Origin of the sequence: Photorhabdus heterorhabditis (genome assembly GCF_018448905.1) — a bacterium.
GTDB classification, from domain to species: domain Bacteria; phylum Pseudomonadota; class Gammaproteobacteria; order Enterobacterales; family Enterobacteriaceae; genus Photorhabdus; species Photorhabdus heterorhabditis.
Window position 1 is genome coordinate 23,728 of sequence record NZ_RCWA01000040.1, and the last position, 15,010, is coordinate 38,737.

The window sequence follows — 15,010 nt, forward strand, 5'->3', positions numbered from 1 at the left end:
CACTCACCCCAGTCACAAAGTTCGTTGTGCTTCCGGGGATTCGCTCCCTTGCCATCGCGATGCATCTTGAAATCCATAGGGTATATAGGTTACTCAAAATAGGTGAATATTATGATAAGGTAAACGCTTGCCTTCTCAGATAAGTGAGTTAACTGTGATTAATCGTTAAGGCTGACTAAGGCATCGAACTCAAAGAAGGGTAGTATAAATAAAGCAATGTGGACACTCATTTTACAAGGATCAAAACGATAATGATCCCACGCATATCACAAGCACCTCACGTCAGTGGGTTGGCACAGGAATTCTTGGATACATTAAAAGAACAAGGATTTACCGGAGATACTGCAAGCAGTTATGCAGATCGTCTGACAATGGCGACAGATAACAGTATCTATCAACTATTACCACAGGCTGTTGTTTTCCCTCGATCCGGAGCAGATGTGGTTTTGCTGGCCCGTATCGCAGGTGAAAAAAAATATCATGATTTAACATTTACTCCGCGTGGAGGCGGGACAGGTACAAACGGCCAAGCTCTTAATAGTGGTATCGTGGTAGATATGTCCCGTTATATGAATCGCATCCTTGAAATTAACCCAGAACAGGGCTGGGTTAGAGTAGAAGCCGGAGTGATTAAAGATCAGCTGAACCAATATTTGCGTCCATATGGTTATTTCTTTTCACCAGAACTTTCAACCAGTAACCGCGCGACATTGGGGGGAATGATTAATACTGATGCGTCCGGTCAGGGTTCGTTGGTATATGGTAAAACTTCTGATCATGTTCTTGGTTTACGGGCAGTTTTGTTGGGTGGAGAGCGACTTGATACTCGCTCTATGGACATAGCGCTGGCGGAATCGATTGCGCAAGAAGATTCTGTTACTGGCCGTATTTATGACACGGTGCTTAACCGTTGCCGTGAACAACGTGAACTTATCGTTGAAAAATTTCCTAAGCTTAATCGTTTTCTGACAGGTTATGATTTGCGCCATGTTTTCAGTGACGATATGCAGAAGTTTGATTTAGGCCGCATCCTGACCGGTTCAGAAGGAACTCTGGCTTTTATTACGGAAGCAGTTCTGGATATTACACCGTTGCCGAAAGTCAGGCGGTTGGTAAACGTAAAATATGATTCATTTGATTCTGCGTTGCGTAATGCGCCTTTTATGGTGAATGCAAAGGCTTTATCGGTTGAAACTGTAGATTCCAAGGTGTTGAATTTAGCGCGTGAGGATATCGTCTGGCATTCAGTAAAAGAGTTGATTACAGATGTGCCTGGCAAGGATATGCAGGGGTTGAATATTGTTGAATTCAGTGGTGATGACCAACAATTAATAGATCAGCAAGTCACAACCCTCTGCCAGCGTCTTGATGAACTTATGAATGACAAGCAGGCGGGTGTCATTGGTTATCAAATTTGTCGGGAATTAGATGATATTGAGCGTATTTATGTGATGCGCAAGAAATCCGTTGGCTTGTTAGGTAACAGCAAAGGTGCTGCGAAACCGATCCCATTTGTGGAAGATACTTGTGTACCGCCACAGCATCTTGCTGATTATATTGCAGAATTCCGACAGCTATTGGATAGCCATCATCTTAATTATGGGATGTTTGGTCATGTAGATGCGGGTGTGTTGCATGTCCGTCCTGCTCTGGATATGTGTGATCCTCAGCAAGAGATACTAATGAAACAGATTTCTGATGAAATTGTCCGCCTCACGGCACGTTATGGTGGTTTGTTATGGGGGGAACATGGTAAAGGATTTCGTGCTGAATACAGCCCTGAATTTTTCGGTAGCACCCTGTATGAAGAATTGCGTCGTATTAAAGCTGCCTTTGACCCAGATAACCGTTTGAATCCGGGTAAAATTTGTTCACCGATTGGCGTTGATGCGCCGATGATGAAAATCGACGCGGTCAAACGAGGAACTTATGACCGGGAAATTCCGATAAATATAAGAAATACATTCCGTGGCGCTATGGCGTGTAATGGTAATGGACTCTGTTTTAATTTCGATGTGAAAAGCCCGATGTGTCCATCAATGAAAATTAGCCAACAGCGCATCCACTCGCCGAAAGGACGGGCAACATTAGTGCGTGAATGGCTTCGTCTTTTAACTGAACAGGGCATGGACCTGAAATTGCTACAACAGGGATTGCAACAAAAACGACCAAGCCTGCGTGGGCTGATTGAAAAGACGCGTAATAGCTGGCAAGCATGGCGTGGAGAGTATGATTTTTCTCATGAAGTAAAAGAGGCAATGTCTGGTTGTCTGGCATGCAAAGCTTGTTCAACACAGTGTCCGATCAAAATTGATGTGCCATCATTTCGAGCACGTTTTCTTGAGTTATATCATGGTCGCTATTTCCGCCCTTTACGTGATCATATTGTGGCAGGTGCGGAAAGCAGTACGCCATTAATGGCTAAGGCACCGCGGGTATTTAATTTCTTCCTAAAACAACCGTGGGTGCAGGAATTGAGCCGCCGTACCATCGGGATGGTGGATTTACCTTTATTATCCAGCCCGACATTACACCAGCAGCTTGCAGGCCATTATGCGCTTTCTACCACTTTAGAACAGCTTGAAAAAATGGATCAGATCCACCGTGATAAACATGTGTTGATTGTTCAGGACCCGTTTACTAGCTATTACGATGCTAAAGTTGTGGCTGACTTTGCCTATTTGGTAGAAAAATTGGGATATAAACCGATATTGTTGCCATTTTCTCCTAATGGTAAGGCTCAACATATCAAAGGATTTTTATCCCATTTTGCTAAAACGGCCAGAAGAACGTCAGATTTCCTTAATCGGGTATCTGAGCTGGGGATTCCTATGGTTGGTGTTGATCCCGCATTGGTATTGTGTTACCGGGATGAATACAACGATATTCTTGGTGAACAGCGAGGCAAGTTTGAGGTTCAGCTTGTGCATGAATGGCTGATCAATGCTTTGCCAGAGAAAATAGGTAATAAAGAAGCGCCCAGAGATAAATGGTATCTGTTAGGACATTGCACGGAAGTGACTATGCTACCGGGCAGTAGTAAACAGTGGGAAAAAATTTTCCATCGGCTGGGTAGTAAGCTGGATAATATCAGTGTAGGCTGCTGTGGAATGGCTGGAACGTATGGTCATGAAAACAAAAACATAAAACACTCTATTGGTATCTATAAATTATCCTGGCAACCTGCCTTGCAAAAACTACCATTGGAGCGTTGCCTGAGTTCTGGTTATTCCTGCCGTAGTCAGGTTAAGCGGATAGAAGGGCAAGTACTTAAGCATCCGTTGCAAGCTTTATTGGAGATAATCCCATGATTTGGAAACGTGATATTGAACTGGAGAGCCTGAATCAAGTGAGTAGCCAATGTATGATGGGCCATCTGGGCATAAAAATCACGCATATCGGTGATAACTTTATCGAAGGTACAATGCCGGTTGATTATCGTACCCAGCAACCATTTGGCTTATTACATGGTGGGGCGTCGGTTGTATTGGCAGAATCACTTGGTTCTTTGGCTGGGTATCTCTGTTCTGAAGGTGAGGAAAAAGTTGTCGGGCTGGAAATAAATGCTAACCATATCCGTTCTGTTCGCAGTGGTGAGGTGAAAGGGGTGTGTAGACCTCTCCACCTTGGGCGTAATCATCAGGTATGGGAAATCGATATTTTTGATGATCGGCAACATCTATGTTGCACTTCCCGATTAACCACATCAGTTTTACCTGGATAAAATATAAAACAAAAGTAAAAGTAGGTTATTGTATGGATGATAACCTACTATTTAACTGAAAAAGTTATCCTTCACGGTAATTAAATTTAATTGTGATAGCCATCCAGGAAATATATATATTCCCTGGATCTTGTTGATATTTTTATAATGTTATGGATTATTTGATTTTCTTATATATATCCGATGAATTTAAATGTTGAATTATATTAAGTAAATTAATGCTGGAATAGATAAAAACCTAATTGCAAATTTTTATTTAAGTCTGTAAACGCCGATATATCAATTAATGCTAAAATTTCACCGGTTTTAATTTATGTTTAATTCCACTTAAATATGAAGGGTGCCTGAGATCCAAGCCATAACAACATCTAAAAGGGCGGGAGTAAAAACCTCCCGCCAAGGCTGCCTTACCTGTTGCTGGATTCGTAAGCCATGATTGCCGCAACCTCTGTATTACCTTGTTTGATATGGAGCTTACAGAGTGAACCTCTTGTTATCCATGTGAATAAGAGTAACGTCACACAAATAACGATCAAACTAAATATTACGATTTTTTGTGGCTTCATAGCCTTCTCTCCTTGCTTTTTATCAGGTAAGAGGCTAGCCTTATGTTGTTCAGCATTAGGAGTAGCCTCATTTCGATTTATAGTCGGATGGGGCTTTTCTCTTTCTGCCTAGAACGTAATTTTCCTGGAACATCATGCTTAAGACAGAAAGTCTCAAGCACCCGGAGGCAGTATACGTTTATTCGCATGAGATGCAAGGTCTTGCAAATGTTTATTATAGTCACGTAATACGTTTGAATTAAATTAGTGGCTAATAAAGTTATTAATAGAATAAAGGAAAGGATATTGAGAGCAGAGTATATAGATAAGATTATTCCTGAATGAGTTTATACCTGTTATCTTTCAAGTTGCTTCTTTGTTGGCTGCACTCACTCACCCCGGTCACAGAATTGTCTATGCTCCCGGGGATTCGCTCTCTTGCCGTCGCGATGCATCTTGAAATCTATTGGGTATAATTGAATTAATTAAATAGAAACTTTATTTGTATATATTATAATCATAATGATAACTCTTGCTCTGCATTTCCGGTATATCTGAAAGTTCACCTTAAATAGTATCCCTAATGAACCTTTTGTGCTTTTATTATGTGCTATTGAGTAAAAAATAGCACAATTGATCAAACTAATAATTTATAGATAAAACAGTAAATTAAAGAGATACCTTTCGTATGGGATGAACATAAATCACAGCATTTGAATAAAATTTAATCTATTTAATGTATATCCTCTTAAAACAAATGGTTGAAGTGATAAGGGTTATCATTACCATTATATGAGAGGAAAAGACTCTGATAACAGCGGCAGAAAATTGCCACAGAAAAATATGAGGCCAGCTATGACAAATAGTGTTGAAACTTTCTCTCTGAATGAAACGATATGGCAAGGAATTACCATCACAGAGAGAGCCGCAGCACAGATCTTAAAATTGATGCAACAAAACCCACAAAGCAAAGGGTTATATCTGGGCGTTAAGCAGTCAGGATGTGCAGGCTTTGGCTATGTGTTTGAGATGGTTAATGATCCCGCACCTGATAATCTAAGGTATGAAAATGGAGGTGCATGTTTGTATGTTCCTCTGAAAGCAATGCCATTTATTGATGGTACTGAAGTTGATTTTGTACGTGAAGGTTTAAATCAGATGTTTAAATTCAATAATCCAAAAGCTCAGCATGCCTGTGGGTGTGGTGAAAGCTTTGGTATATAAGTGTACCAATCTATGTCTCAGAGCAATGTAGAAATCAGTGATGATGTGCAGACTTGGCTTAGCGATCATCGTTATAAAGAAGGTTTTTTCACTCAGGTAGCGACTGATGAGTTAGCTAAAGGTTTGAGTGAAGAGGTTGTACGAGCAATTTCCGCAAAACGCAATGAACCTGAATGGATGCTTGAGTTTCGGCTAGAGGCTTATCGTCATTGGCAAGGAATGGAAGAACCACATTGGTTAAAAGCGAATTACCCTAATCTTGATTACCAAGATTACAGTTACTATTCAGCACCCTCATGTGGTACTTGTGATGATAGCTGTAATTCGCAATCCGGTACTGTCCAGGAGATAAGTACAGAGCAAACCAATAACTATTTGACGGCAGAAATTGAAGAGGCATTTGACAAGCTGGGTGTTCCTGTACGAGAAGGGGAAGCTGTTGCGGTAGATGCTATTTTTGATTCAGTATCTGTTTCAACAACGTATCGGGATAAGCTAGCGAAAGAAGGCATTATTTTTTGCTCATTCAGTGAAGCGATACAGGAATATCCTGAATTAGTTCAGAAATACCTCGGTAGTGTGGTTGCAAGCCATGATAATTTCTTTGCCGCGCTGAACTCAGCCGTTGCTTCTGATGGTACTTTTGTTTATGTACCCAAAGGGGTTCGTTGCCCGATGGAACTATCCACCTATTTTCGTATCAACGCCGCTAAAACGGGGCAATTTGAGCGTACTATCCTGATTGCTGATGAAGGTAGTTATGTCAGCTATATAGAAGGATGCTCCGCCCCTGTACGTGACAGTTATCAACTTCATGCCGCTGTTGTGGAAGTGATTATCCATAAAGATGCAGAAGTGAAATATTCCACAGTACAGAACTGGTTTTCAGGTGGTGGTGATAGTGCAGGAGGAATTCTCAACTTTGTAACTAAAAGAGCGTTGTGTGAAGGTGAAAATGCCAAGATGTCCTGGACCCAATCTGAAACGGGTTCAGCAATTACCTGGAAATATCCGAGCGTGATCCTGAAAGGGGATAACTCGATTGGGGAATTTTTCTCTGTTGCCCTGACTAATGGTACTCAACAGGCAGATACGGGCACCAAGATGATCCATATTGGCCGTAACACTAAATCGACCATCATTTCAAAAGGCATTTCTGCTGGCCGTAGCCAGAACAGTTATCGTGGGCTGGTAAAAATACTGCCGGGAGCAGAAAACGCGCGTAACTATACCCAATGTGATTCCATGCTGATTGGAACCGAATGTGGCGCGCATACTTTCCCTTATGTAGAAGTACAGAACAATACCGCGCAACTTGAGCATGAAGCGACAACTTCCCGCATTGGTGAAGATCAATTGTTCTATTGTTTGCAACGCGGTATCAGTGAAGATGATGCGATTTCTATGATTGTTAATGGTTTCTGTAAGGATGTGTTCTCTGAACTTCCCCTTGAGTTTGCCGTTGAAGCGCAAAAATTGTTGGCGATTAGTCTTGAGCACAGCGTTGGATAAGTTCTCCCGGTTTCCCTTTTTTATGACAGAACGTTAAGTCGTTCGAAGGCATGTAATATGTTAAGTGTTAAAAACTTACGAGTCAGTGTTGAAGGTAATGAAATCCTAAAAGGATTAAATCTTGAAGTTAAACCTGGTGAAGTCCATGCCATTATGGGGCCAAATGGGTCTGGCAAAAGTACGTTATCAGCAACATTAGCAGGCCGTGAAGAATATGAAATTGATGATGGTAGCATCACTTTTAAAGGAAAAGATTTACTTGAACTTGATCCGGAAGAACGGGCTGGTGAAGGGATTTTTCTTGCTTTTCAATATCCGGTAGAAATTCCCGGGGTCAGCAATCAATTCTTCCTGCAAACGGCAGTAAACGCTGTGCGTGAATATCGTCATCAGGAGCCTCTGGATCGCTTTGATTTTGCCGATTTTATCGAAGAAAAAATTGAATTGCTAAATATGCCACAAGACTTGTTGACACGTTCAGTCAATGTTGGTTTTTCCGGCGGTGAGAAAAAACGTAATGATATTCTGCAAATGGCCGCGCTGGAGCCAACGCTTTGTATTTTGGACGAAACAGATTCAGGATTGGATATTGATGCGCTGAAAATTGTGGCTAATGGCGTGAATTCCCTGCGTGATCCTAACCGTTCACTCATTATCGTTACCCATTATCAACGTATTCTAGACTATGTGCAGCCTGATTTTGTTCATGTGCTTTATCAGGGGCAGATTATTAAATCCGGTGATTTCAGTCTGGCGAAAAAGTTGGAGGAACAAGGTTATGGCTGGCTTATTGACCAACAGTGAAAGGACTGAGAAGACCCGCCAGGTTACAGAACGTAATCAGAAAGCATTAGAACGTTTTGCTGGTTTGTATCACTCTCGTCATGGTGATGATTCATTGCATGCCAGCATGCATTGGGAGAAAGCAACCACAACCAATTTTCCTCAATTCAGACATGAAGACTGGCGCTATACGCCGCTGGAACGACTGCTAAATCAGCAATACAGTATCAAAACTGGGGAATTGACAGCAGCACAGTGCGAACAGCTGGCTATTCCCGTAGATTGCTGGCGAGTTGTGCTGGTGGATGGTTGTTTTTCCCCTTTACTGAGTTCCCGTGAATTTGGGCCTTATCAGCTCAGCTTATTGGATAACAAAAGTAAGCTTCCGACACCGATACAGAGTGAAATTTTTCTACATCTAACAGAAAGTTTAGCGCAACAGCCTTTGGTGATCACATTAAAGGCTGGACAAATCGCAGCAAAGCCATTGTATCTGCTAAATATAACAAGTGGCTATTCTGGTGAAATATTGAATACTAGCCATTACCGCTACCACATTTCTGTGGGAGCTAATGCGAGTGCCAAAGTGATCGAACATTTCGTCAGTATTGATGAGCAGCAAGCCCATATGACCGGGAGTAGACTGACCACAAACGTAGGTGATAATGCCAGTTTAACTCATATAAAACTGGGCGTTGAAAACAGCGAAAGCTACCACTTTGCGCATAACGACATTGTGATTGGTCGAGATGCTCAGGTGAAAAGCACCAGCTTTTTGTTAGGGGCGGGGCTTGGCCGGCACAATACCAGTGTGCAGCTTAATAGTGAAGGGGCTAATTTATCACTGAATAGCCTGTTGTTGCCGCAAGGCAAAGAGGTCGCAGATACTCGCACTTATCTGGAACATAACAACGGCTATTGTGAAAGTCGCCAGTTGCATAAAACAATTGTGATGGATCAGAGCAAAGCGGTGTTCAATGGCATGATCAAAGTAGCACCTCATGCACTGAAAACCGATGGACAAATGACCAATAACAATTTGCTATTGGGCAAGCAGGCAGAAGTGGATACCAAACCACAATTGGAAATTTACGCTGATGATGTGAAATGCAGTCATGGTGCGACCGTTGGTCGGGTAGATGAAGAACAACTATTCTATTTGCAATCACGAGGTATCAACCGGCGTGAAGCACAGCATATGATTGTATTTGCTTTTGCTGCCGAACTTACCGACTCTATTGAAGATGAAGTCCTGAGATCCGTTGTCATGAAACACATTAAACACCGTTTGGCGGGAGTGAAAAAATGACTTTTTCTGTAAAAAAAGTGCAACAGGATTTCCCGGTATTAGCTCAGCAGGTTAATGGACATCCGTTGATTTATCTTGATAGTGCTGCTAGTGCTCAGAAACCTGTCCAAGTTATTGAACGGGAAAGCGAATTTTGTTTGCATCAGTATGCGGCGGTTCATCGGGGAATTCATACCTTGAGTTCTGCGGCTACTCGCATGGTTGAAAACGTGCGCCACCAGATAGCACAATTTATTCATGCGCAAAGTGCTGAAGAGATTGTTTTCGTCAAAGGTACGACAGAAGGGATTAATCTGGTTGCTAATAGTTATGGCCGCAAATTTATCAATGACGGCGATAATATTGTGATTACTGAGATGGAACATCATGCCAATATCGTTCCGTGGTATATGCTGGCAGAACAGATTGGATGTGAAATCAGAATATGGACGTTGGATGAAAATGGTGAACTGGATCAATCGGTTTTATCATCCTTGATTGATTCACGTACCAAATTACTTTCTTTTACTCATTTATCTAATGTGCTTGGCACAGTAAATCCTGTACGTGAAATTATAAAGCAGGCCAGAGAATTGGCTGATAAGCAGGGCGCCCAATTACATACTCTGGTTGATGGTGCTCAGGCTATTATGCATAAGAATGTTGATGTGCAGGCTCTGGATTGTGATTTCTATGTTTTCTCCGGCCATAAACTATATGGACCGACCGGAATCGGCGTGCTTTACGGGCGTAAATCCCTGTTGGATGCTATGCCACCCTGGGAAGGGGGTGGTGCAATGATAAAACATGTCAGCTTGCAAACAGGGATAACCTATGCGCCACCACCGTGGCGGTTTGAAGCAGGAACGCCGAATACGGCGGGAATTATTGGGCTTGGTGGTGCTATTGATTATATTTCTTCGCTCGGGCTGGATGAAATTCAGCAATATGAACAGGGATTGATGGATTATGCCATTACACGACTTAAGGAAATTAGGTCACTGAAATTGTATGGCCCTGAGCTACGTCAGGGGGTTATTGCTTTCAACCTTGGTTGCCATCATGCTTATGATGTAGGAAGTTTCCTTGATCAATATGGAATAGCTATTCGTACCGGGCATCATTGTGCACTTCCTCTAATGGAGCATTATCAGGTTCCCAGCATGTGCAGAGCTTCACTGGCGATTTATACAACGAAAGAAGATATTGATGCACTCGTTGCTGCATTGCTGCGGATCGAAAAACTGCTTGGTTGAGCTTGTTATAGATTAAAAAAATGATAAGGAAAAAGTCATGGCAAGTTTGCCCGACCAAAATAAATTATTGCGTAATTTCTCCCGTTGTCAGAATTGGGAAGAGAGATATCTCTATATGATTGAACTGGGGGCGAGATTGCCCTCTCTTATTGATCAACAGCGCCAACCTGAGTATTTAATCTCAGGTTGTCAGAGCCAAGTGTGGATCTCACTGAAAAAAAATGACCAAGGCAAAATAGAGTTTGCTGGTGACAGTGATGCAGCGATTGTTAAAGGGCTGGTTGCGGTTGTCTTTATTCTCTTCCAGGGTAGGACGCCTCAGGAGATTTTGGATGTGGATGTGACAGAATATTTTGCAAGACTTTCTCTGGAACAACATTTGACACCATCACGAACACAGGGACTACATGCGATGATATGTGCTATTCGGAATACGGCAAGTAAAATGGTTTAAGTACCAGTCTTACACGTTTCTTTAGCCACTGGTAATATAACCGTGACAGGGGAATAAAATCTCAACCTTTAACGCTTAATTTATCCTATACCCAATGGATTTCGAGATGGATCGCGATGGCAAGGGAGCGAATCCCCGGGAGCATAGATAACTATGTCATAGATGACTCTGTGACCGGGATGAGTGAGTGCAGCCAACCAAGAGGCAACTTGAAAGATAACGGGTATATAACATTCAGAAGTAATTCCAGGAAGCAAGCATGAAACAAGTTTTAACGCTTATCGGCATGTTATTGTTAAGTGGGTTGATTAATACAGTCAGCGCTACAGAATATACCTTACCACCTGCCAATAGCCGTTTAATTGGCGAAAATACGATATTTGTTGTACCCGGTGACGGGCGTTCTCTGGAGGCCATTGCCGCCGAATATAAAATTGGTTTACTGGCAATGCTGGAAGCTAACCCAGGTACTGATCCTTATTTGCCTGCTCCGGGTTCTGAATTGATTATTCCATCACAAATGTTGTTGCCTGATACACCAAGGCAGGGAATTGTGATTAACCTTGCAGAACTGAGACTCTACTATTTTCCTAAAGGAAAAAATAAAGTCATCATCTATCCGATTGGCATTGGGCAGCTTGGCCGTAATACGCCGGTGATGACAACGTCTGTCAGCCAATTAATCAAGGACCCAACTTGGACGCCGACTAAAAACATCCGCAAGCATTATGCCGAACAAGGGATTACCTTACCTGCGGTTGTACCTGCTGGTCCAGAAAACCCAATGGGATTGTTTGCATTGCGCTTAGCTGCCGGGCGCGGAGAATACCTGATCCACGGTACTAATGCTGATTTTGGTATTGGTATGCGCGTGAGTTCTGGTTGTATCCGTTTGCGTCCTGATGATATTGAAGCGCTGTTTGACAGTGTCCCTCGTGGAACGAGAGTACAGATTATCAACGAAGCCGTTAAATATTCAGTCGAACCAGATGGTAGACGCTATGTGGAAGTACATCAGCCGTTATCTAAACAAGAGGATGATGATCCTCAGACGTTACAAATTGTCCGATCAATTAATCTGAATAAATTCATTGATAATAGCGAGACGAATAAAAATATTGTTGAACAAGCTCTTGCACGCCGTTCTGGTATGCCGGTGTTGGTAAGTAAAGATACACAGTCTGAAACACAACAGAACCTGAAAGAAGAGAATTTAACTTCAGTAGCAGACAATAAAGATGTGGAACAGGAAGTGAATGAAGACGCATTTGAATCGTTTAAATTACCACCGTTATATCAACCTGGGCCAATCTATCAGAAAGATTAATGATTTTTTGTGGACTGGGAGGTCAGAAAATATTTATCTGACAGAAATTTTAATAAGAAAATGGTGCACATCTGTGCACCATTTTTATACTTAATTACAAAAATTATTTTTTGTAGGAACGAACTTGGTTATCCAGACGCTGATTTGCACGAGCAGCTTCATCTTTAGCTGCTTGAATGTCAGTACGTACTGAGTTCACGTCGTTGCTCAGTTGATCAACTTTTGCATTCAGAGTCTGAATATCGGAAGACAATTGATCAACCTTAGCAGTACTTGAACAACCAGCCAACATAGTAGAAGCCAGAACTACTGCACCCAGTACAATTTTAGTACGATTCATTGTAATACCCTCTAGATTTAAGTTAATCTCCAAGTAGCCACATAAGTATTACACAAAGTTTTTTAGAAAGAGAATAAATTTTTGTCATGAAAACCAATTATTTCAATTTTTCTCTTTAGAAAGCGGCCCATTTTCGTCTGAGTGTAAAAAAACAAAACCATTAAGTAACACTTTAATCAAAGAAATCCTATTCCATGAGGGAATGGTATTCTCCGAAATTATTTTAGTTAAAAATTCTTATAAATAAAAAACACCACATCCAAGTCACTTTGCACCTATTGATCCATCGATATATATCTTAATGGAGGCGTTCTGCATACATAAATTTGGGGGTGCGCTTAAAACGAATTTGTTAAATGAAGCTTATTATAGACGAGCGGCTTGACAATGCTAAGGCTGAATCCTAGTCTCATATTTAAACTGGTAAGAGGAGTTTTCTATGATAATTAATCAATCCAATGAGCATTTTATCATCACCGTTGATGATGGAGTCGCTCATTTACAACTAAGTCGCCCTGAAAAGGCAAACAGCTTGGCACTCGCGTTTTGGAAACTATTTCCTGAAACAATAGATCAACTCAGTCGTTCAGGTGAGGTGCGGGTAATGGTGATCTCTGCACAAGGACGTGTATTTTGTGGGGGGCTTGACCTGCAAATCTTTGCTTCTAGTAAAGATGTCGATACAGCTAATCCTCATGAGCGGGAAGCAATGCAGTTTAGTTTATTACAAATGCAGGAAGCGATAACTGTATTGGAACGTGCACGCTTTCCTGTCATTGCTGCGGTACAAGGGGCCTGTCTTGGGGCTGGATTTGACTTAATTACCGCATGTGACTTTTGCTTTGCCTCCGATGACGCGAAATTTCGTATAGAAGAAACTAATATCGGTATGATGGCTGACTTGGGGATTCTTCAACGTCTGCAACACCTTATTCCTGGCGGTATGGCCCGTTATCTTGCACTCACAGGTGATACATTGAGCGCTGCTCAGGCTCATGATTTAGGTCTTGTGGTAAAAATTTTCTCTTCTACAGAAACATTGCTCGACGGGGCTTTAACGACCGCCCGGCGTATTGCTGATCGGCCTCCAGTTGCCATTAATGGGATTAAACGGGCAATGCTTTACAGCCGTGATCATGGTGTCTACGAATCATTGCAACAGACTGCGTTATTGCAGGCTTCGATTTTTAGTCGTCAGGACATCCTGAACTCGATTCAAGCTAAAGCAACTGGAACAGCAAGTGAGTTCCAGAATTTAAGTAAAGTAGGTAAAGCGTTCGATGTGCCGTGATTGGGACAAACATGTCGATAACATACAAGGTAGATCTTCCGCAGATTATGTAATGCGGGGAAACTAAATAATGGGGCGTGGGTTTAAGCCATTTTCTGGCAGAGAAAACAGAAAATGGCATTATTATCACATCTTGGGTATATCCTGCTAAAAAGCATATTTACTGAGTTAAATCCACCTTTTATATAAAGCTTTAATCTCTTTGTATTCGCGTTTTTAAATAGTCATGGTAACCTTAAATAAGCAAAGGATAACATTGCTGATAAATGGATTAAACATGGCAGGGAATAGGCCATGTTTAGCTACTCCGTACCTTTTTAAAATCTGGTATTAATGGCGAGTTTTTTTAACACTTAGTTGACGAATAGCTGAATTAAACGTCGATAAAAGGGGGCTTTTCATGGGAGAAAAGGAAAATATAATTGAAAAAATAAACTATGCTAAAAAAAGATTAACCTGTAAAACAATTATCATTTCGCAGGATTTTTTATTGTTTAATTAAACATGAATCTAATAAATGATTTTCATTGAAAAACTTTTTAACCTAAGAGTATTACTGTTTTCAGACTCGTATTTAACTCGGCCATTTTCATTAAACGGGTTTTCTTATTCCCTTCCATTTTTCGAAAACAAATGCAACTCTTTTTTTTAATAAATATCATATCGTTTAAGTTAGGTTTACATATTGTGTGTCTTTTATAGAATTCTTTGGTTTTTATATCCTATTTATATTAAACAAAAAGTGCTTTATGGCAAAAAATAGCTTGATTTTATGTCAAACTGTTTAGAAAATTGCCTTGGTTAAGAAATGATTCATTTGGTCAATTTGAATATTTGTTTGAACACACCTTGTCGGTTTTCTCTTATTTTCTGCCCGGCTAATTTCTTGTTCGGAAATAGCGGGTTCCGGTTTTTCATTTCTGAAATTTGTTATGGCATGACCATCCTGTCTTGCGTTCTGTTTTATTATTGAGGAGTCTCATGTGGTAAACGAAATATCTCAAGTCCGTGTGAATATTAAATGGGATTTGCATACCGGTGGTGTGCAGAAAAAACGGAGAACCCGTCATGAACTATGCAACTCCGGCAATGATCTTTGATCACAGCCGCTATAAATTAAAAGTCTGGGGCAACAAGGTACCGCTGGATGTGCTGGCGTTTACCGGACAGGAATATTTAAGCCAGCCTTTTTGCTACACCATTGAATTTACCAGCCCGGAGAAGGCGATTGCGCCGGCGCAGATGCTGATGCAGGACGCCTCATTT

At 41.4% G+C, this 15,010-nt stretch carries 13 protein-coding genes; 11 read left to right on the plus strand and 2 right to left on the minus strand.

The genetic code is table 11. The features are described from left to right. Nucleotides 1–251: 251 nt before the first annotated feature. Nucleotides 252–3,311, plus strand: coding sequence for a D-2-hydroxyglutarate dehydrogenase YdiJ (gene ydiJ, locus EAE89_RS18925; protein ID WP_214086405.1), 3,060 nt, complete (start codon nucleotides 252–254; stop codon nucleotides 3,309–3,311). Continuing rightward, nucleotides 3,308–3,724, plus strand: coding sequence for a hotdog fold thioesterase (locus EAE89_RS18930; protein ID WP_172909042.1), 417 nt, complete (start codon nucleotides 3,308–3,310; stop codon nucleotides 3,722–3,724). The genes ydiJ and EAE89_RS18930 overlap by 4 nt, the downstream gene beginning before the upstream one ends. Nucleotides 3,725–4,131: 407 nt before the next feature. Here the strand turns inward: EAE89_RS18930 and EAE89_RS18935 are convergent, their stop codons facing one another. Next, complete coding sequence (locus EAE89_RS18935; RefSeq protein WP_065823249.1) at nucleotides 4,132–4,290, minus strand: Hok/Gef family protein; 159 nt, start codon at nucleotides 4,288–4,290, stop codon at nucleotides 4,132–4,134. Between the two features lie 834 nt (nucleotides 4,291–5,124). Between EAE89_RS18935 and sufA the strand changes: the two genes are divergently transcribed. The 7 genes from sufA to EAE89_RS18970 all read left to right on the plus strand — a co-directional run bounded on the left by sufA (nucleotide 5,125) and on the right by EAE89_RS18970 (nucleotide 12,113). Further along, entirely contained in the window at nucleotides 5,125–5,493 is a 369-nt protein-coding gene (sufA, locus tag EAE89_RS18940; RefSeq protein ID WP_054476275.1) for a Fe-S cluster assembly scaffold SufA, read from the plus strand. A 12-nt stretch (nucleotides 5,494–5,505) separates the two neighbouring features. Then, on the plus strand, nucleotides 5,506–7,005 hold the full coding sequence (gene sufB / locus EAE89_RS18945; protein WP_054476083.1) for a Fe-S cluster assembly protein SufB: 1,500 nt from the start codon (nucleotides 5,506–5,508) through the stop codon (nucleotides 7,003–7,005). Nucleotides 7,006–7,062: 57 nt separating this feature from the next. Next, nucleotides 7,063–7,809, plus strand: a complete 747-nt coding sequence (sufC, locus tag EAE89_RS18950; protein ID WP_054476081.1) for a Fe-S cluster assembly ATPase SufC — start codon at nucleotides 7,063–7,065, stop codon at nucleotides 7,807–7,809. Continuing rightward, the gene (gene sufD, locus EAE89_RS18955; protein ID WP_214086406.1) at nucleotides 7,784–9,097 is read left to right on the plus strand and encodes a Fe-S cluster assembly protein SufD; all 1,314 of its coding nucleotides are present in this window, start codon (nucleotides 7,784–7,786) and stop codon (nucleotides 9,095–9,097) included. Before sufC ends, sufD begins: the two co-directional genes overlap by 26 nt. Further along, nucleotides 9,094–10,332: a cysteine desulfurase SufS gene (gene sufS, locus EAE89_RS18960; RefSeq protein WP_214086407.1), complete on the plus strand. Its 1,239-nt coding sequence runs from the start codon at nucleotides 9,094–9,096 to the stop codon at nucleotides 10,330–10,332. The genes sufD and sufS overlap by 4 nt, the downstream gene beginning before the upstream one ends. A gap of 37 nt (nucleotides 10,333–10,369) precedes the next feature. Continuing rightward, nucleotides 10,370–10,786, plus strand: coding sequence for a cysteine desulfuration protein SufE (gene sufE / locus EAE89_RS18965; RefSeq protein ID WP_054476075.1), 417 nt, complete (start codon nucleotides 10,370–10,372; stop codon nucleotides 10,784–10,786). Between the two features lie 259 nt (nucleotides 10,787–11,045). Then, the gene (locus EAE89_RS18970; protein WP_054476073.1) at nucleotides 11,046–12,113 is read left to right on the plus strand and encodes a L,D-transpeptidase family protein; all 1,068 of its coding nucleotides are present in this window, start codon (nucleotides 11,046–11,048) and stop codon (nucleotides 12,111–12,113) included. Nucleotides 12,114–12,216: 103 nt separating this feature from the next. On the opposite strand, the gene EAE89_RS18975 is transcribed toward EAE89_RS18970, so the two are convergent. After that, on the minus strand, nucleotides 12,217–12,453 hold the full coding sequence (locus EAE89_RS18975) for a major outer membrane lipoprotein (RefSeq protein WP_036774799.1): 237 nt from the start codon (nucleotides 12,451–12,453) through the stop codon (nucleotides 12,217–12,219). A 439-nt stretch (nucleotides 12,454–12,892) separates the two neighbouring features. Between EAE89_RS18975 and EAE89_RS18980 the strand changes: the two genes are divergently transcribed. Both EAE89_RS18980 and EAE89_RS18985 read left to right on the plus strand, forming a co-directional pair. After that, nucleotides 12,893–13,744 carry an enoyl-CoA hydratase-related protein gene (locus EAE89_RS18980; protein WP_054476071.1) on the plus strand — a complete coding sequence of 284 codons (852 nt, stop codon included), beginning with the start codon at nucleotides 12,893–12,895 and terminating at the stop codon, nucleotides 13,742–13,744. A gap of 1,068 nt (nucleotides 13,745–14,812) precedes the next feature. Then, nucleotides 14,813–15,010, plus strand: a 198-nt coding sequence (locus EAE89_RS18985) for a hypothetical protein (protein ID WP_214086408.1), incomplete at its 3' end; no start/stop codon positions are given.

Coding starts and splice junctions, on each gene's coding strand:
- sufD (WP_214086406.1), top strand. CDS start 7,784: ATGGCTGGCTTATTGACCAACAGTGAAAGGACTGAGAAGACCCGCCAG.
- ydiJ (WP_214086405.1), top strand. CDS start 252: ATGATCCCACGCATATCACAAGCACCTCACGTCAGTGGGTTGGCACAG.
- EAE89_RS18935 (WP_065823249.1), bottom strand. CDS start 4,290: ATGAAGCCACAAAAAATCGTAATATTTAGTTTGATCGTTATTTGTGTG.
- EAE89_RS18975 (WP_036774799.1), bottom strand. CDS start 12,453: ATGAATCGTACTAAAATTGTACTGGGTGCAGTAGTTCTGGCTTCTACT.
- EAE89_RS18970 (WP_054476073.1), top strand. CDS start 11,046: ATGAAACAAGTTTTAACGCTTATCGGCATGTTATTGTTAAGTGGGTTG.
- sufB (WP_054476083.1), top strand. CDS start 5,506: ATGTCTCAGAGCAATGTAGAAATCAGTGATGATGTGCAGACTTGGCTT.
- sufC (WP_054476081.1), top strand. CDS start 7,063: ATGTTAAGTGTTAAAAACTTACGAGTCAGTGTTGAAGGTAATGAAATC.
- EAE89_RS18980 (WP_054476071.1), top strand. CDS start 12,893: ATGATAATTAATCAATCCAATGAGCATTTTATCATCACCGTTGATGAT.
- sufA (WP_054476275.1), top strand. CDS start 5,125: ATGACAAATAGTGTTGAAACTTTCTCTCTGAATGAAACGATATGGCAA.
- sufE (WP_054476075.1), top strand. CDS start 10,370: ATGGCAAGTTTGCCCGACCAAAATAAATTATTGCGTAATTTCTCCCGT.
- EAE89_RS18930 (WP_172909042.1), top strand. CDS start 3,308: ATGATTTGGAAACGTGATATTGAACTGGAGAGCCTGAATCAAGTGAGT.
- sufS (WP_214086407.1), top strand. CDS start 9,094: ATGACTTTTTCTGTAAAAAAAGTGCAACAGGATTTCCCGGTATTAGCT.